This window comes from Streptomyces sp. NPDC020884 (genome assembly GCF_044333935.1).
Classification (GTDB): Bacteria; Actinomycetota; Actinomycetes; order Streptomycetales; family Streptomycetaceae; genus Streptomyces.
This window is the reverse complement of record NZ_JBIRRY010000003.1, coordinates 593288-612189: the sequence shown is the minus strand read 5'-3', so window position 1 is coordinate 612189 and position 18902 is coordinate 593288. Positions and strand designations below refer to the sequence as shown.

9 protein-coding genes and 1 pseudogene are annotated in these 18902 nt (G+C 69.3%); 6 read left to right on the top strand and 4 right to left on the bottom strand.

The window, feature by feature from the left end; translation table 11 throughout:
- Positions 1-31: 31 nt before the first annotated feature.
- Both ACH4UK_RS13755 and ACH4UK_RS13750 read right to left on the bottom strand, forming a co-directional pair.
- Positions 32-2533, bottom strand: a complete 2502-nt coding sequence (locus ACH4UK_RS13755; RefSeq protein WP_398356218.1) for an HAD-IC family P-type ATPase — start codon at positions 2531-2533, stop codon at positions 32-34.
- A gap of 194 nt (positions 2534-2727) precedes the next feature.
- Positions 2728-3105, bottom strand: coding sequence for a DUF2530 domain-containing protein (locus ACH4UK_RS13750; protein ID WP_398356217.1), 378 nt, complete (start codon positions 3103-3105; stop codon positions 2728-2730).
- A 192-nt stretch (positions 3106-3297) separates the two neighbouring features.
- Here ACH4UK_RS13750 and ACH4UK_RS13745 point away from each other — a divergent pair, with 192 nt between their 5' ends.
- A complete protein-coding gene (locus tag ACH4UK_RS13745) occupies positions 3298-4752 on the top strand; it encodes an NCS2 family permease (protein ID WP_398356216.1) in 1455 nt (484 codons plus the stop codon).
- A gap of 70 nt (positions 4753-4822) precedes the next feature.
- Here ACH4UK_RS13745 and ACH4UK_RS13740 read toward each other — a convergent pair.
- A pseudogene (locus tag ACH4UK_RS13740) lies at positions 4823-5017 on the bottom strand (hypothetical protein); the annotation flags it as partial.
- A 134-nt stretch (positions 5018-5151) separates the two neighbouring features.
- On the opposite strand from ACH4UK_RS13740, the gene ACH4UK_RS13735 reads away from it, so the two are divergent.
- The 4 genes from ACH4UK_RS13735 (at position 5152) to ACH4UK_RS13720 (ending at position 9070) form a co-directional block, all read left to right on the top strand.
- Positions 5152-5592 carry a MarR family winged helix-turn-helix transcriptional regulator gene (locus tag ACH4UK_RS13735; protein ID WP_007452526.1) on the top strand — a complete coding sequence of 147 codons (441 nt, stop codon included), beginning with the start codon at positions 5152-5154 and terminating at the stop codon, positions 5590-5592.
- A 137-nt stretch (positions 5593-5729) separates the two neighbouring features.
- The gene (locus ACH4UK_RS13730) at positions 5730-7064 is read left to right on the top strand and encodes an MFS transporter (RefSeq protein WP_398356215.1); all 1335 of its coding nucleotides are present in this window, start codon (positions 5730-5732) and stop codon (positions 7062-7064) included.
- Positions 7065-7268: 204 nt separating this feature from the next.
- Positions 7269-7865: an RNA 2',3'-cyclic phosphodiesterase gene (gene thpR / locus ACH4UK_RS13725; RefSeq protein WP_398356214.1), complete on the top strand. Its 597-nt coding sequence runs from the start codon at positions 7269-7271 to the stop codon at positions 7863-7865.
- A gap of 215 nt (positions 7866-8080) precedes the next feature.
- The gene (locus ACH4UK_RS13720; protein WP_398356213.1) at positions 8081-9070 is read left to right on the top strand and encodes an aldo/keto reductase; all 990 of its coding nucleotides are present in this window, start codon (positions 8081-8083) and stop codon (positions 9068-9070) included.
- A 70-nt stretch (positions 9071-9140) separates the two neighbouring features.
- On the opposite strand, the gene ACH4UK_RS13715 is transcribed toward ACH4UK_RS13720, so the two are convergent.
- The gene (locus tag ACH4UK_RS13715) at positions 9141-12257 is read right to left on the bottom strand and encodes a VCBS repeat-containing protein (RefSeq protein ID WP_398356212.1); all 3117 of its coding nucleotides are present in this window, start codon (positions 12255-12257) and stop codon (positions 9141-9143) included.
- Positions 12258-12588: 331 nt separating this feature from the next.
- Here ACH4UK_RS13715 and ACH4UK_RS13710 point away from each other — a divergent pair, with 331 nt between their 5' ends.
- On the top strand, positions 12589-18891 hold the full coding sequence (locus ACH4UK_RS13710; protein WP_398356211.1) for an RHS repeat-associated core domain-containing protein: 6303 nt from the start codon (positions 12589-12591) through the stop codon (positions 18889-18891).
- Positions 18892-18902 lie beyond the last annotated feature (11 nt).

Below are 18902 nucleotides of genomic sequence, written 5' to 3'. Positions count from 1 at the left end.
AGCCTCCCGGGGGCTTCTCCGTGCGTGCGTCCTAGGACCCGAAGCGCCGCCCCACCCAGCGCCAGGTGAACTCCAGCAGGGCGGCCGCCGCCACCGCGATGCCGACCGCCGTCCACGGCATCGGCGCGCCCACCAGCTTCAGGGCGAAGAAGTCCTGGAGCCAGGGCACCACGAGCACGATCAGGAAGCCGAGCCCCATCGCCGCCACCAGGCCGATACGCCACCAGGTGTACGGGCGGGCGATGATCGCCAGGACCCACATCGAGACCAGGAACAGCGTCAGCGTCGCCGCGCTCGTCTCGGCCTCCAGCGCGCCCTCGCCGCTGTAGTAGTGCCGCGCCACCAGGTACGTCGTGAAGGTGGCCGTCGCCGCGATGACGCCCGAGGGGATCGCGTACCGCATCACCCGGCGTACGAAGTGGGGCTGGGCGCGCTCCTTGTTGGGCGCGAGCGCCAGGAAGAACGCCGGGACGCCGATGGTCAGCGTCGACAGCAGGGTCAGATGCCTCGGCAGGAACGGGTACTCCACCTGGGTGCAGACCACCAGGATCGCCAGCAGCACCGAGTAGACCGTCTTGGTCAGGAAGAGCGTGGCGACCCGGGTGATGTTGCCGATCACCCGGCGGCCCTCGGCGACCACCGAGGGCAGCGTCGCGAAGCTGTTGTTCAACAGCACGATCTGCGCCACCGCGCGCGTCGCCTCCGAGCCCGATCCCATCGACACGCCGATGTCGGCGTCCTTGAGGGCCAGCACGTCGTTGACGCCGTCGCCGGTCATGGCGACCGTGTGGCCGCGCGACTGGAGGGCGGCCACCATGTCCCGCTTCTGCTGCGGGGTGACCCGGCCGAAGACCGCGTTCTGCTCCATGGCCGTGGCCATCTCGTCCGGGTCGGTGGGCAGCCGGCGGGCGTCCAGCGTGTTCTCGGCGCCCGGCAGGCCCAGCTTCCCGGCGACCGCGCCGACCGAGACCGCGTTGTCGCCGGAGATGACCTTGGTGGCCACGTTCTGGTCGGCGAAGTAGGCGAGCGTCTCGCCGGCGTCCGGCCGCAGCCGCTGCTCCAGGACGACCAGGGCGGTGGGGTCGGCTCCGGCAGCCGCGCCGGGCGCGTTCAGCTCGCCCCGCGTGCGGGCCAGCAGCAGCACCCGCAGGCCCTGCTCGTTGAGCTGCTCGATCTCCGCGAGGGTCGCGTCGCCCTCGGACAGCAGGACGTCGGGGGCCCCGAGCAGCCAGGCGGAAGCCGTCCCGTCGGCCTCCGTGAACGCCGCGCCGCTGTACTTGCGGGCGGAGGAGAACGGCATGGCGTCGGTGACCGTCCAGCGCTCCGGGTGGCTCCCGTCCGCCGTCGCCTCCGTGCCGCCCTCACCCGTCGGGTAGGCGTCGATGATGGCCTGGAGGCTGGCGTTGGGCCGGGGGTCGGAGGCGCCCAGCGTCCGCAGCACCTGCCGCACGTACGCCTCGTCGCTCCCGTTCAGCGGCCGGACCTCGGTGATGTCCATGCCGCCCTCGGTGAGCGTGCCCGTCTTGTCCAGGCAGACCACGTCGACCCGGGCGAGGCCCTCGATGGCGGGCAGCTCCTGCACCAGGCACTGCTTGCGGCCCAGCCGTACGACGCCGATGGCGAAGGCGACGGAGGTCAGCAGGACCAGGCCCTCGGGGATCATCGGGACGATGCCGCCGACGGTCCGGGCCACGGACTCCTTGAAGTTGTTGTCCTTCACGACCAGCTGGCTGATGATCAGCCCGATCGCCGTCGGCACCATCATCCAGGTGACGTACTTCAGGATCGTGCTGATGCCGCTGCGCAGCTCCGAGTGGACGAGGGTGAAGCGCGACGCCTCCTCGGCGAGCTGCACGGCGTACGCCTCGCGGCCCACCTTGGTCGCGGTGAACGCCCCGCCGCCCGCGACGACGAAGCTGCCCGACATCACCGGGTCGCCGGCCCGTTTGATCACCGGGTCGGCCTCGCCGGTGAGCAGCGACTCGTCGATCTCCAGGCTGTCGGCCTCGGCGACCGTGCCGTCCACCACCACCTTGTCCCCGGGGCCCAGTTCGACCAGGTCGCCGAGGACGATCTCGGAGGTGGAGATCTCGGCGGCGACCCCGTCGCGCCGCACGGTCGGCTTCGCCTCGCCGATCACCGCGAGGCTGTCCAGGGTCTTCTTGGCCCGCCACTCCTGGATGATGCCGATGCCGGTGTTGGCGACGATCACGAAGCCGAAGAGGCTGTCCTGGATCGGCGCGACGAACAGCATGATCACCCAGAGCACGCCGATGATCAGGTTGAACCGGGTGAAGACGTTGGCCCGGACGATCTCGGTGACCGAGCGCGAGGAGCGTACGGGTACGTCGTTGACCTCACCGCGCGCGACCCGTTCGGCGACCTCGGCGGTGCTGAGACCACCCGGTCGATGGGCCGGCGGCGGTGGCTCCATGGGGTGCACGGGATCGAGTTCCGCCCCCGCGTCGATCATGGCCGGCCGGGGGGGTCCGGGGGTCTGCTCCCCGGAGGAATCGAGTGCCCGCTGCGTCATGGGTCCGACGTTACGGGCGTGCGCGTCGAATCACCCACCGGAGGGTCGAAGATCCGACCAGGGGAGGACCAAGTCGGTCCCGTGGTTGTACGGAAGGGCTGCCGGGCGCCGTGGAGCCAGGCGGTCCGGCCGGCGGAGCCCGGATCGGGCGGTCAGGTTCCCGGAGTCCGGATCAGGCGGCCCCGGAGTTCAGATCAGGCGGTCCGGTCGGCGCGGCCTGTCTGGCCCGCTCCGCCCGCCCGGCCAGCTCCGCCCGTCGAGTCCGCCGGGTCGCCGCCCAGCGCGTTGTCCGCCGCCTCGACCCCGGCCGCGTCCTTGGCCTCGACCCGGGCCGCGTGCCGCTTGAGGGCGGCGTCGCGCCCGCGGACGTACCAGATCCCGATCAGGCCGAGTCCGGCGCCGGCCAGCGGGGTCCACACCCACCAGGTGTGGCCGTGGTCGGCGAACCAGCCGTAGAACGGCAGCTGGGCGAGGAAGAGGACGAACCAGAGGATCGTGCCGCCGACGACGGTGGCGACGACCGGCCCCTCCAGGGGTTCGGGCGCCTCGTGCTTCGGTGTCCACTTCTCCATGCGTTCAGTGTATGGGGCCACTCGATCGGCGGACGGCGGGCCGGTTGGCCCAGGGGTCTACGCGCGGAGATAGCGATCTTCGCTTGATGTATTCATACTGAATCCGCTTTGGGATGGCTCGAATTCATCGTCTGAACATCCAAATGCGACCGCTTTCCCGCCCTCCCTCCCTACGTACGACTGAGGTCATCCATGCCCCCCTCGGCCACCGCTCCGGTCGACTCCCCGCCCCCCTCGGCTCCGCAGTCCCAGGGCAGCCTGGACCGGTTCTTCAAGATCTCCGAGCGGGGGTCGACCGTCGCCCGCGAGTTCCGCGGCGGGTTCGCCACGTTCTTCGCGATGGCGTACATCATCGTGCTCAACCCGATCATCCTGGGCAGCGCGAAGGACATGTACGGCCACCAGCTCGACAACGGGCAGCTGGTCACCGCCACCGTGCTGTCCGCCGCGTTCTCCACCCTGCTGATGGGCGTCATCGGCAACGTGCCGATCGCGCTCGCCGCCGGCCTCGGCGTCAACACCGTCGTCGCGCTCCAGCTCGCCCCCCGGATGAGCTGGCCGGACGCGATGGGCATGGTCGTCCTCGCGGGCGTCGTGGTGATGCTGCTCGTGGCGACGGGGCTGCGGGAACGGGTGATGAACGCCGTGCCGAAGTCGCTCCGCAAGGGCATCGCGATCGGCATCGGCCTGTTCATCCTGCTGATCGGTCTCGTCGACTCGGGCTTCGTCTCGCGCATGCCGGACGCCGCCCACACCACCGTGCCGCTCCAGCTCGGCGGCGACGGCCACCTCGACGGATGGCCGGTTCTCGTCTTCGTCCTCGGCGCGCTGCTCACGCTCGCGCTGATCGTGCGCAAGGTCCCCGGCGCGATCCTGATCTCGATCGTGGCGATGACGGTCGTCGCCGTGGTCATCGACGCGGTGGCCGGCCTGCCCGACGGGGCGTGGGGCCTGACGACGCCCGCGTGGCCGGGCAACCCGGTCTCCGCGCCGGACTTCGGGCTGCTCGGCGAGGTCAGTCTGTTCGGTGGATTCCAGAAGGTCGGCCTTCTGACCGGCGTCCTGTTCGTCTTCACCGTGCTGCTGTCCTGCTTCTTCGACGCGATGGGCACCATTCTGGGCGTCGGCGACGAGGCGAAGCTGATGGACCAGGACGGCAACTTCCCCGGCATCAACAAGGTGCTGTTCGTGGACGGCATCGCGGTCGCCGCGGGCGGTGCGAGCTCCTCCTCCGCCACCACGTGTTTCGTGGAGTCCACCGCGGGCGTCGGCGAAGGCGCCCGCACCGGACTGGCGAGCGTGGTGACCGGTCTGCTCTTCTCGGTGGCGCTGTTCCTCACACCGCTGGCGACCATGGTCCCGTCGCAGGCGGCCACTCCCGCCCTGTTGGCGGTCGGCTTCCTGATCATCGCGGGCTCGGTGCGGGACATCGACTGGAGCGACTACACGCTCGCCGTCCCGGCGTTCCTCGCGATGGTGATGATGCCGTTCACGTACTCGATCACCAACGGCATCGGCATCGGCTTCGTCGCCTTCGCCGTGCTGCGCCTGGCGGCCGGCCGCGGCCGTGAGGTTCCGGTGGCCATGTATGTGGTGTCGGCGGTGTTCGTCTTCTACTACGCGATGCCGGCGCTCGGCCTCACGTGATCGGTGGCGTCATGCTCCTCCTGGAGTCGACCGGAGGCGTCACGCTCCTTCTGGAGTCGATCGTCGGAGGCGTCACGCTTCCCCCGGGGTCGCCGTAGAACTTCTCCGTCTCCTCGACGGCCGCCTTGAAGCGTTCGTCGAAGTCGTCGCGAATGAGCGTCCGGACCACATAGTCCTGGACGCTCATTCCGCGTTTCGCGGCGTGCTGCCGGAGCCGGTCGAGCAGCTCACCGTCTATCCGTAGGCTGAGCACTGTCGATCCCATGTCCAGCAGGGTCGCCGCCCCGGAGCGCTCTTTGCGTCACTTTCCGCTTCCAACTCACTCGTTCGGGTGATCAGTTTTTCGCGCGTGTACCACCAGGTGGTATTTAGGTTGGGTAATGAGTTACGCTAACAAACATGCCTGACCTGATCCACGACGGCGACAGTGCCGCCGCCGTGAGCTCCCTCCGCTCCGCCGTGATGCTGCTGGGCCGTCGCCTGAAGCACCAGCGTGTCGACGAGTCGCTGAGCCCCACCGAGATGTCGGTGCTCGGCACCCTTGCCCGCTGCGGTTCGGCCACCCCCGGTGAGCTGGCCCGCAAGGAGCACGTACAGCCCCCGTCGATGACCCGCATCGTCGCGCTGCTGGAAGCGAAGGGGCTGGTCAGGCTGGAACCGCACCCCGATGACCGTCGGCAGAAGAGGGTCAGCCAGACCGAGCAGGCCGAGGCCATGCTCGCGGAGAGCCGCACCAAGCGGAACGCCTGGCTGTCCCACCTCGCCGAGGGCCTGGACGAGGACGAGTGGGAGACGCTTCGGGCCGCCGCGCCCGTATTGGAGAAGCTCGCCCACCTGTGACCCCACGGGCGCGTCGGCGGTGACCCGCCGCCGGACCGGACGTACGACGTCCGGCCCGGCCCGGATCACCGCCGGAGCGCCCGTCGTCACGTCCTCGTCGGACCGAACGCCGCAGACGCCCGAGGAGGCGAACCCTTTTGAGTACGGGATCCGGAGCAGACTCCGCCCCCGCACCGACTTCCACCCACGAGAGCAAGACCGGCGGGACCTTCTCGTCGCTGAAGATCCGTAACTACCGCCTGTTCGCCACGGGCGCCGTGATCTCCAACACCGGTACCTGGATGTCCCGCATCACGCAGGACTGGCTCGTGCTGAGCCTGACGGGCTCCGCCACCGCCGTAGGCATCACCACGGCGTTGCAGTTCCTCCCCATGCTGCTCTTCGGCCTGTACGGCGGCGTCATCGCCGACCGCCTTCCCAAGCGGCAGATCCTGCTCGTCAGCCAGGCCATGCTCGGCCTCTGCGGCATCGCGCTGGCCGTCCTGACCCTCTCCGGGGTCGTGGAGGTCTGGCACGTCTACCTGGTCGCCTTCCTCCTCGGCATGGTGACCGTCGTCGACAACCCGGCCCGCCAGTCGTTCGTCTCCGAGATGGTCGGCCCCGCGCAGCTGCGCAACGCGGTCAGCCTGAACTCGGCGAACTTCCAGTCCGCCCGGCTCATCGGCCCCGCCGTCGCGGGCGTCCTGATCACCACGGTCGGCAGCGGCTGGGCGTTCCTGCTCAACGGCCTCTCCTTCCTGGCTCCGCTCGTCGGCCTGCTGATGATGCGGACGAACGAGCTGCACGCCTCGGTGACCGTGCCCCGCGCCAAGGGCCAGCTCCGCGAGGGCCTGCGCTATGTCCGCGGCCGCCCGGAGCTGATCTGGCCGATCGTCCTGGTCGGCTTCGTCGGCACGTTCGGCTTCAACTTCCCGATCTGGCTGACCGCCTTCGCCGACGAGATCTTCGACGGCGGTGCGGGCATGTACTCGTTCTTCAACATCCTGATGGCGGCCGGTTCGCTGGTCGGCGCGCTGCTCTCGGCCCGGCGCCGCTCCTCGCGGCTGCGCATGCTCGTCGCCGCGGGCACGGCGTTCGGCCTGCTGGAGATCGCCGCCTCGCTGTCCCCGTCGGTCTGGCTGTTCTCGATCCTGCTGGTCCCGATCGGCATGCTCGGCCTGACGACGAACATCACCGCGAACACGAGCGTCCAGATGGCCGCCGACCCGGAGATGCGGGGCCGGGTGATGAGCCTGTACATGATGGTCTTCGCCGGGGGTACGCCGGTGGGCGCCCCGATCGTCGGCTGGATCAGCGACACGTACGGCGCCCGCACCGGCTTCGCGGCCGGCGGTGCGATCTCGGTGATCGCCGCCCTGGGCGTCGGCTTCGCCCTCGCCCGCGTGGGCGGCCTCCGCCTGAAGGTCGACCTCCGTCCGGGCCGCCCGCACGTCCGCTTCGTCCCGCGCGAGCAGCTGGCCACGGCGGCGTGACACCCATGGAACCGCCCTCCTCCCGGAGCGACCGGGAGGAGGGCGGTTCTCGTGTGCCGGGGCGGGGTCAGTCGCGGGGGAAGGCGTCGGTCTTCAGGACCAGGTCCACGGAGGTGCCGCTGCCGCAGGGGCGTGCGGGCAGCCGCGTAGGACAACGATAGGCCCGGCGCCCCGGACACGCCCGGACCTGCCAGACTCGCGCGCATGAGCAGCAGCGAACCCGGTCGTCCGTCCACCCAGCGCCTCTTCGCCGCCGTCCTGCCGCCCGCCGGAGCAGTCGCCGAACTCCGTAGGGCACTGGCCCCTCTCCACGCGCTGTCGGGCGCGGAGGAGCTGCGCTGGACGGGCCCCGAGGGCTGGCACTTCACGCTGGCGTTCTTCGGCGAGGTGCCCGACGACGTCGTGCCGGAGCTGGAGACCCGCCTGGAGCGCGCCGCGCGCCGCACCGACCCCTTCCCGCTCCGGGTGCACGGCGCGGGGCACTTCGGCGGGCGGGCGCTGTGGGCCGGGGCGGCGGGCGGGCTCGACACGCTGCGGCTGCTCGCCGAGCGCGCCGACGCAGCCGCCCGCAGGGCCGGGCTGCCGATGGAGGAGCACCGCCGCTACATCCCGCACCTCACGCTGGCCCGGAGCCGGGGCGAGGCGGAGCTGGGGCCCCTCACGGAGGCGCTGGCGGGGTTCGAGGGGGAGCGCTGGGAGGCCGGTGAGCTCAGTCTCGTACGGAGCAGTCTGCCGGTGTCCGGGGTGGCGGGGGAGCGGCCGCGCTACGAGGCGGTGCGAGCCTGGCGGCTGGGCCGGTGAGCGGTGCGGTTACGCTCGAAGGGTGGACCCGAAGACCAGAAACCGCATCATGGCGGCCGTGCTCGTGCTGATATTCGTCGTCGTCGCCGTGGGGGCCGCCCTCGGCGGCTGAGACCGGCGGGCCCCCGGCCGGCGTGCCGCGCCGGTCCGGTGGCCCGGCGCGTCCGTGGTGCGTGCTTGCCTGGAGTGGACTCGAAGGAGTTGGCTTGGGCGTCATGAAGTACACACAGCTCGGACGTACGGGACTCAAGGTCAGCCGGCTCGTCCTCGGGACGATGAACTTCGGCCCGCAGACCAACGAGTCGGACAGTCACGCGATCATGGACTCCGCGCTGGGCGCGGGCCTGAACTTCTTCGACACGGCCAACGTCTACGGCTGGGGCGAGAACAAGGGGCGCACCGAGGAGATCCTCGGCACCTGGTTCGCCCAGGGCGGCGGTCGGCGCGACAAGGTGGTCCTGGCCACCAAGATGTACGGGAACATGGCCGCCGAAGGCGAGGCCTGGCCGAACCACGACAAGCTCTCCGCCGTGAACATCCGGCGGGCGGTCGACGCCTCGCTCAAGCGCCTCCAGACCGACCACATTGATCTCTACCAGTTCCACCACGTCGACCGGAACACCCCCTTCGACGAGATCTGGCAGGCGATCGACGTCCTGGTCCAGCAGGGCAAGATCCTCTACGCCGGTTCCTCGAACTTCTCCGGCTACAAGATCGCCCAGGCCAACGAGCAGGCCGCCAGGCGCGGTTCGCTCGGCCTGGTCAGCGAGCAGTGCATCTACAACCTCGTCGAGCGCCGCGCCGAGATGGAGGTCATCCCGGCCGCGCAGGAGTACGGCCTCGGGGTCATCCCCTGGTCGCCGCTGCACGGCGGCCTGCTGGGCGGCGTCATCAGGAAGACGACCGAGGGCGGCCGCCGCGCCTCGGGCCGCGCGGCCGACGCCCTGGCCGACCCCGCCACCCGCGCCCAGCTCCAGGCGTACGAGGACCTGCTCGACAAGCACGGCCTGGAGCCCGGCGAGGCGGCCCTGGCCTGGCTGCTGACCCGCCCCGGCGTCACGGGCCCGATCGTCGGCCCGCGCACCGCCGAGCAGCTGGACAGCGCCCTGCGCGCCCTGGAACTGGACCTCCCGGAGGCCGTGCTCACGGGCCTGGACGAGATCTTCCCGGGCCCGGGGCCGTCGCCGGAGGCCTTCGCCTGGTAGGTCGCGACCGCGAGAAAGGGGGCCTGCCGTCGTCGTGACGGGAGGCCCCCTTGCTGCTGTTCTCCGTCCGTCAGCTCAGTGCTTGGAAGTCGAGCCAGCCGGAGGTTCCGACGACGACGCCGCCCCCGGAGAGGTTGGAGTACAGGTAGAGCCTGTCGTCACTGCTGGTGGCGAATATGTCCGCCTTTCCGTCCGAACCCGCGTCGGGGAAGGCGGTCAGCAGCGGTCGGTGGGCGCGGGTCCAGCCGTTTCCGATGACGGTGGAGGCGGTGCCGTCGCCGAGGCCCTCGCCGGCGGGGCCGGTTCCCTGGTAGAGGCGGAGCTCTCCGCCGGTCTTGTGCCGGGCGATGAGGTCGACGCGGCCGTTGCCGGTCCGGTCACCCGGTGAGACCAGGTCGTAGTTCGACCAGGATCCGTTGCCGACGAGGACGGGCGCTTGGGAGTCGTCCAGGTAGAAGGACTTCGAACCGAAGTACAGCCAGAGGAAGTTGCCTTCCTTGACGAGGAGGTCGGGGTATCCGGCGACATCGGCGGTGCCGTCGTTGTCGGTGTCCAGGGGACCGTCGACGTCACCGATGGCGAGGACCTGGTCGGCGTTGGCCCAGTGGTTGTTGGCATCGTCGAAGACGGCGAGTTCCTGGCGGTCGTACTGGCAGGAACGGGAGTGCCCGTCGGCTTGTTCGTCCTGGGCGGTGCAGGCCCAGCCGACTCCGTTGTTCGGGTAGAGCTGGAGGGTCTTGCCCTCGTCGCCCGGGATCGCCGCGACGAGGTCCTCGAAGCCGTCGCCCGTCCAGTCCCCGCGATGGGTGATGGAGGCCCCGCTGAAGTCACCGTTGCCCGCGGTGGTGCCGGTGCCCAGGTAGCCGTTGCCCTGGCCGGGGTACAGCCACAGCTCGCCGCTGCCGCGCACCCCGTAGAGGTCGGCGTTGTCGTCGCCGTTGAGGTCGCCGGCCTTGTCGGGGATGGTGAGACCGTCGGCGTAGAAGAGGTAGGAGGCCCGGTCGGAGCGGTTCTGTGCGGCGTCGAGACTGCGGACGTAGAGCCGCTGTGATCCGGCCGAGGGCGGGGTCAGGACGAGTTTGGCGTCGGGCTTCCCGTCTCCGTCCAGATCGACGCCGGGGACGACGTTGCGGACGGTGGGGTCCCAGTCGCTCCAGTACTCGTAGGACTTCACGTCATTGACGCCCCCGTTGCCGAGGATGAATGTTCCGGCGGTACGGGCCTGCCCGGTGGTCGCCGGCCAGCCGTCGGATCCGTCGGGGAACTCCGCGGAGCTGATGCTGGGCGGAGTGCTGGGCCGTGTCGGATCGAAGGTGAAGCCGCAGGTGCCTGAAGGTGCCCATGCCGAGTTCGCACTCGAGTCGAGCGTCTGTACCTTCCAGCCGAAGTTGCCGCCCGCCGCCGCCAGGTGCGCCTGCAGCGTCGCCTTGGGAACCTTCACCTTCGCGACGGTGCCGGACGTGGCGGACACGATCTGGTTGAAGATCTCCGTGCCGCCGGCCAGCCTGTTGGCCCGCCAGAGGCGGAACTGGGCTCGGACCGTCCCCCCGTCGGCGTCGGAGACCTTCGCGGTCAGGGTGACATCGGTGTTCCCGATCGTGGTGTACGGAGCCACCGTGTCGCACCCACCGGAACTGGGAATCGTGTCCAGGCTGTTGGGCACGTTGGGAACGGTGTTGTACGTGGTTGACAGGGCAGCCGTCGTGGCGTCGAACTTCTTCCACCCGAAGACGTCGTTCTCCATGCTGTCGGGTGCCTGCAGCCCGAAGGTGAGGGTGTTCCACTTGTTGGCGATGCCGTCCTTGGCCGCCGCTGTCACGTCGAAGGCGAGACTACCGGCGGGGCAGTCCGATCCCCAGCCGAGGGACTCGTTGACCGAGTCCAGCTTCTTGCGCCGTTCGGGCCGGTTGTTCCAGGTGGTGGACGCGGAGATCGCGCCGGTCGCCCAGAGCTCGACGGGTTTGTTGGTGCACGACCACGACCAGGTGTTCTTGATCCGGAAGGTGGAGGAGGACACCACCTTCTTGGTGGACCACAGGTTGGAGGACTTCATGCGGAAGTAGGAACGGGCCAGTCCGTTGGTCTCGTTCTCGTACCCGACGCGGGCGGTCGTGGTGCCCTTGGCACCGTCCCAGTTGGCCCCGTTGAAGTACGAGTTGTTCGGGTGCCGCTTGTACGCGATGGTCCAGGAGTGGCGGGAGCCGGAGACCGCCGGGTCCAGGAGAACCGGGTACTGCGTGTCCTTGCCCGTCAGAAGGTCCGGGTCCGGTGTCAGACTCAGCGTTCCGTCCGTGACGGCGAGCCCCATGGTCGCCTGCCGGGCACCGTATCCGGGCTCGAACTCGTCGGCCGGCGGCGGCGGTCCGGTGGGAGCGCTGCGGGCCGAGCGGGCGGTGGCGGGCGCTGCGGTGGTACTGCTGTCCCACATCATGGGAGCGGGCGCGGTGAAGACCGTCTCGCCCGCCGGGTTGACCGCCGAGAAGTTTCCGTGGGAGTCGGTATTCGCCTCCAACCCATCGGTCTGCAAACTGAATTGGACCTGTCTGAGGGCGGGGTCGGCTGCCGCTTCGGGGGTTTTGACGACCAGGAGACTGGTGAATCCCGCGGGGTTCGCCTTGACCTTGAGATCGACGTCGGTCAGGACGTTCCCGTACGTCACGGTGTCGCCGTCGATCTCCGCCTCGGGCAACGATTCCGGCCACGTCCAGGACATGCTGCGACCGTCGCGTATCACCGTTGCCAGCGGCCCGTCGCCGCCGCCGGACAGGCGCACGTCCACTTCGGTGGCCTTCGGCGACAGAGTGCCGTCCGAACGGGATATCAGCGTGGTGTCTATCGATACGAGTTTGCCGCCCTGACGAACGAACTGCGGTAGCGCGTAGGTGTCCTGGGTGAAAGTCCCGTCGGGGTTGGCGAACACCCGGGTCGTCTCGGTGCGCTGGGCGAGCACCTCCGCCGGGCGGCCGGACTCTGCGGCCTTCGCCTGCGCGGCGGCCTCGGGATCCGCCTCGGGGCCGGTCCTCGGGTTCGCTTTCGGATCGGTGGAGACGCCGGCGGCCGAAGGTTCCGCGGCGGAGGCGTCCGGAAGCTGCTGGGGAACACCGAGCGTCATGAGAGCGGCGAGGGCCGCCACGGCGGTGACGCCCCCCTTCGCTCTCCATCTGGTCTTGCTTCGCAAAAGTTCCATCAAAGAAGTCCCCTCCCGGATCAGTTCGAGTCGCACCCTAGAACGTGAGGGAAGCGTGATGAAAGTGGCCTCGGTGTGACGGTCCCCCCATCCCTGAAGCTGACGACCTTTATTCCGGTTTTTTCCGTGCATATGGCAATGAACCCCACACGCTTCTCCTTGGGAGGCAGTACTGGTTCGTCAAATCGTTACCCCTTGCGAGTGTTGATGCTGTGAAAGCCTTGCTAACTTCCGTGGGCAGCTGTGACTTTTGGGCAATGGGTGGGGAGTTCTGCGCATGTTTTCGGGTGGGGTCGTCCGTACGGGACGTTTGAGGAGACGGGCGCAGCCGGTGGCGGCCACTCTGGCCGCGGTCCTCTTCACTGGGCTGCTGGGAGCTCCGATCGCGGCAGCCGCCGAACTCGACCTGTTGAGGCTGCAGAAGCCTGACCCGGTCAAGACCCGCGAGGTCGAGAGGCGGGATGCGGCGAAGCCGGACCGGACGGCCCAGCATCCATGGAAGAAGGCCGAGACCACCTGGCCCGATGCCGGTACCGCGACGGCGGCCCTGCGCGAGAACGGAGCCGCGGCGAAGGCCGGCTCACTGCCTGTCAGCGTGAGCCGTCCCGTATCCGCGGCTGCGGAACCGGCGAAGGCCTCGGCGCTGAGGTCCGCTCCCGGAAAGGCCCAGGAGCCGGGTCCGCAAAAGGTCCAGGCCCAGGTTCTCGACCGCGCCACCACCGAGTCGTTGGGCGTCGAAGGCATCGTGCTGGCTCTGCGTCCCACGGCGGGCACCGAGGGCACCGTGGACGTCAAGGTCGACTACACGGACTTCCGGAACGCCTACGGCGGCGACTGGGCCTCCCGGCTCACGTTGAGGACGCTCCCTGCCTGCGCACTGAACACCCCGGGCAAGAAGGGCTGCGCCACCGGTGAGTCCCTGCCCACCAGCAACGATGTGAAGTCCGGCTCGCTCGAAGCCGCTGTCGAGCTGCCGGCGGCCGTGCCGACCGGCTCCGGAGCCGTGGGAGCCGACCCCGTCGTGCCGAGGTCGGGTGCGCGTGCCGTCGCGGGCGGCACCGTGCTGCTGGCCGTGACCGCCGCGGAGGGAGGCCCGTCGGGAAACTTCAAGGCCACTTCTCTCTCCCCCTCCGCGTCATGGTCGGCGGGCGGCTCGAACGGAGCGTTCTCCTGGACGTATCCGATCGCCGCACCGGCCGTCGCGGGCAGCGCTGTTCCGGACCTGAAGCTGGGCTACTCCTCGCAGTCGGTCGACGGCCGTACCGCGTCGACGAACAACCAGGCCAACGGTGTCGGTGACGGCTGGTCGATGGAGCCGGGCTACATCGAGCGCCAGTACATCTCCTGTACCGAGGACACCAAGAACAGCACCACCACCGCCAAGGTCGGCGACCTCTGCTGGAAGAAGGACAACGCCGTCATCAACCTGGGCGGCCAGTCCAACACCCTGATCAAGGACTCCACCACGGGCAAGTGGCACCTGGAGAACGACGACGGCACGAAGGTCGAGAAGCTGGCCAGCGCGGCACGGGCCAACGGGGACGACGACGGCGAGCACTGGCGGGTGACGACCCCGGACGGTACGCGCTACTACTTCGGCTACAACCGCCCGACAGGCTGGGCGGCCGGCAAGGACGAGACCAACTCCACCTGGACGGTGCCGGTCTTCGGCAACCAGACCGGCGAACCCTGCTACGCGGCGGCGTTCAAGGACGCCTGGTGCCAGCAGGCCTGGCGCTGGAACCTGGACGCGGTCATCGACCCGCACGGCGACGCCATGACGTACTACTGGGACAAGGAGACCAACTACTACGGCCGCAACGTCAACCCCAGCACGGGTGCGTCCACCGCGACCCCGTACATCCGTGGCGGTGCCCTGAAGCGCGTCGAGTACGGCCTGCGGTCCGGCAACTTCTACGCCCAGCCCGCGGCCAAGATCGACTTCACGAACAGCGAGCGCTGCCTGAGCGACTGCGGCACCTTCGACAAGGCGCACGCGAAGAACTGGCCCGACGTTCCCTTCGACCGTTACTGCGCCTCGGGTACGGAGTGCAAGGACCGCTACTCGCCCTCCTTCTGGAACCGGACGCGGCTCACGAAGATCGACACGTCGGTTCTCGTCGGAACCGCCTTCAAGCCGGTGGACACCTGGGCCTTCGCCCATCAGTTCCCGGCCACGGGTGACGGCAGCTCCCCCGCACTGTGGCTGGCGTCGATCACACGCACCGGGCACGGCGGAACCGGCTCGGTCACCCTTCCCGCCGTGACCTTCAAGGGAGAGTCCCTGCCGAACCGCGTCGAGGGCGCCACCACCGGCGGCGACCCGGACCCGGTGCCGCCGCTGTGGCGCTACCGCGTCTACGGCATCAACACCGAGACCGGCGGGACGATAGGGATCACCTATTCCGCGGCTGACTGCAAGGCGGGCAGCGTCCCCACCCCGGCCTCGAACACCCGACGCTGCTACCCGGTGAAGTGGTCGCCCCCGGACGCTCCGGCGGCCGACTACGAGCCCTACCTCGACTGGTTCCACACCTACGTCGTCACCCAGATCCTGGAGACCGACAACACCGGTGGAGCCCCCGCCAAGCAGACCGACTACACGTATCTGGACGGCATGGGCTGGGCGAAGTCGAAGGACGACGAGTTCACCGATGCCAAGCACCTCACGTACGGCGAACGCAAGGGATACGGCCGCGTCCAGGTGCGCAGCGGTGTCGCCCCCGACAAGCGCACCCTGAAGGAGTACCGCTACTTCCGGGGCATCGACGGGGCCGTGGTCAAGGACCACGAAGGCATCGCCGTCACGGACCGGGAGGCCTTCGCCGGGATGACCCGGGAAGAGGCCACGTACAACGGGGACGGCGGCAAGCTCGAAACCACCACCAGCCACGAACCGTGGCGGTCGGCCGCGACGGCCACGGAAACCCGTGCCGAAGGGCTGCCCACCCGCTACGCGTACGCCACGGCCGGCAAGAGCGAGCAGACCCGTACCGCCGTGGGAACGGGCTGGCGCAGTACCCGCACCGAGCGCACCTTCGACGCCCTCGGCCAGACCCTGACCGAGTCCTCGCTCGGGGACACGGCGAAGACGGGCGACGAGCGGTGCACCACCACCGCGTACGCCCCCAACGCATCGCTCAACATCCTCACGACGGTCTCCGAGACGAAGACCGTCGCCAAGCCCTGCGGCACTGCCCCGTCCCTCCCCGGGGACCTGATCTCTGCCGTGCGGCACTACTACGACGGTGCCACCAGCCCGGCCACCGCCCCGGTCAGGGGTGACGTGACCCGGCTGGACGAGCAGGACGCCAAGGGCACGGGTTACCTCACCACGGCCACTCACACCTACGACCAGCACGGCCGGGAGAAGACCTCGACGGACGCGCTGCAGGTCACCACGCGGACCGATTACACCCCGGCCACCCTCAAGGCGCCGACGACGGTCGCCGTGACGAACGCCAAGGACCACGTGGCCACGACCACCCACGACCCGGTCCGGGGAGTGGTCACCGCCACGGTGGACCCGAACGGCAAGCGCACCGACGCTGTCCACGACGGCCTCGGCCGTGTGCTGAAGGTGTGGGAGCCGGGCTGGCCCAAGGCCGCCCACGAGGACAAGCCCTCGGCGGAGTACAGCTACGTCATCTCCAGGACCGAAGCGAACGCCGTCGCCACGAAGACGCTGAAGCAGAACGGCGCCTACACCACCACCTACGCGCTCTACGACGGCCTGCTGCGCGAGCGGCAGACGCAGGCCCCGGCCACCGGCACCCAGAACCGGATCATGACCGAGACCCACTACGACACCCGTGGCTGGGCCTGGCAGACGTACGCCCCCTACTTCGCCGAGGGCGCACCCTCCGCCACGTTGTCCTCCGCCGCGGTGAACACCGTGCCGGCGGCAGTGCAGAACCACTTCGACGGACTCGGCCGGGTCACGGACGCGCTGTCCGTGAAGTTCGGCGACAAACAGTGGCGCAGCAGGACGGTGCACGAGGGCGATCGCACGACCGTCATCCCACCGAAGGGCGGAACGGCCACCACCACCGTGACCGACGCGCGAGGACGTACGACCGACCTCCTGCAGTACACGGATGCCCAGCGCACGGCGTCCCAGAAGACGACGTACACGTACGGGAAGTACGACGAGCCGAGCACGGTCACGGACCCCGACGGCAACGTCTGGAGCTATACGTTCGACAGCCGGGGCCAGAAGACCAGGAGTGACGACCCGGACAAGGGCGTCACGGAGACGACCTACAACAGTCTTGGGCAGCCGGTCACCACGACCGACGAACGCGGTGTCACGCTCACCACGGAATACGACGTGCTCGGCCGTACGACCGAGCTCAAGCAGGGCAGCACCGCCCTCTCGAAGTGGACCTACGACACGCTTGCCAAGGGGAAGTTGACCAGCAGCACGCGTTACGTCGGAGGGGCCGCGTACACCACGGCGACCGACGGCTTCAACGACCGCTACCAGCCGACGTCCACGACCACCACGGTTCCCGCCGCGGCCGGTGGCCTGGCGGGCACGTTCACCTGGACGTACGGGTACAAGCCGGAAACCGGGGCTCTGCTCTGGACGCTCAATCCGGCCGTGGGTGACATTCCGGCCGAGCGGGTCGTCACCAACTACAACAGCGACGACCAGCCGTTCCGCACCAGCGGTCAGTTCGACGCACTGGTCTCCAACACTCGCTACGACGTCTTCTCCCGCCCCGTGCGTACCGAGTTCAGCGCCGACCTCGGCAAGAAGGCGTACAAGACGCAGGTCTACGACGAGCACACGGGCCGGGTCATCCAGCAGACGACGGACCGGGACGTCGCTCCCCAGCGCGTCGACGACACCGCGTACACCTACGACCCGTCGGGCAACGTCACCGGCGTGACCAGCATCAGTGGCCAGGACGCACAGAAGTCCACCGACACCCAGTGCTTCACCAACGACCCGCTGGGCCGGCTGACCGAGGCGTGGACGGCCAAGACCGACTGCGCGGCGGCCCCCTCGGCCGCCACGGTCGGCGGCCCGGACGCGTACTGGCTCAGCTACGGCTACGACAAGCTCGGCAACCGGACGAAGCAGACCGAGCACGCCACCTCGGCCGGGACGACGGACGCCGTTACCGACTACACCCAGCCGGCCCCCGGCGGCGACCGGCCGCACGCGGTGCAGCAGGCCTCCGTCACCGGCGGACCGGACAACGGGCGTACGAGCACCTTCGAGTACGACAAGACCGGCAACACGACCAAGCGCACCAGCGGATCGACGGTCCAGTCCCTCACCTGGGACGCCGAGGGGCACCTGGCGACGCTCACCGAGGCCGGCAAGCAGACCAGCTACACGTATGACGCCGACGGGAACCGCATGATCGCGGAGAACGGCGACGGGTCCAGCACCCTCACGCTCCCGAACGGTGATCAGCTGAACCTCGCGGCGAACGGCGCGAAGACCGCGACCCGGTACTACACGCACAACGGCGAAACCGTCGCGGTGCGCAACGGCAAGGCCATCGCCTACTTGATCAACGACCACCAGGGCACGGCGATGACGGCCATCGCGGTCGGCTCGCTCGCCCTGACCCGCAGGAAGCAGCTGCCGTTCGGCGGCCTGCGATCCGAGCAGTCGACGGCCTTCGGCTCCCGCGGCTTCGTCGGCGGGACGAATGACCCGACGGGCCTCACGCACCTGGGCGCCCGAGAATACGACCCGGTCCTCGGACGCTTTCTCTCCGTCGACCCGGTCATCGACTTCAACGACCCGGCGCAGATGAACGCCTACAGCTACGCCCACAACAGCCCCCTCACCAAGTCCGACCCGACGGGCCTGCGCCCGGACGGTCCGGTGGGCGGCAACTCGTACAACGACGAGCGGTGGGCGAGTGACCGGGGCATGACGGCCGGCTACACGAAGAAGAACAGCAAGTGGGTGTGGAAGCAGACGCCCAAGAAGGATGCTGCCTCTCAGCGGAAGTACAGCAACTACCGGGCCAACCCCGCCCACTACATGATCGACGACAAGCACGCCCGCAAGTACGCGGCGGACGTCAACGCGCAGGCGAAGAAAGCTGCTGAGGCCCGCGCCAGGGCCGCGGCGGCGGAGCAGCGCAAGAGGGACGGTATCTTCGGCAGCATCATGAAGGGCAACTGGAACAACGCAGCCACCAACCTCAAGGAATCCGGTCCGGTGCGTTGGGTTGCCGAGAACGCGGACACGATAAAGACGGTCGTGGGGGTGGCCGCGCTGACCGTCTGCGTCGTGGCGTCTGCCGGTGTCTGTCTGGCTGCGGGCGGTGCGGTGATCCTTGCCGGAATCGCGGTGGACGGTGCGGCAGGTGCAGAGATGGACGGCGCGTACTGGAAGGGCACAGCCGTTACAGCAGGCATCACGCTGGCAGGTGGAGTCGCCGGCCGGTGGGCTTCGGGTGGGGGGAAGTGGGCCTCGGGCGGTTGGTACAAGTCGCCCAAGGTCGTCACCAGAGGGCCGAGGCATGCGGCTGGACGTCCACGCCACGCAGCCCGGACCGATGTGGGACCCACGGCCAACGCCTACATGCAGAACGGGCTTCTCGCCGGAGGCAGTTGCGGAGCTCCGGCCGTGAGCGGAATAAACGCGGGGTATTGCCCATGAGGTCCTCGCGG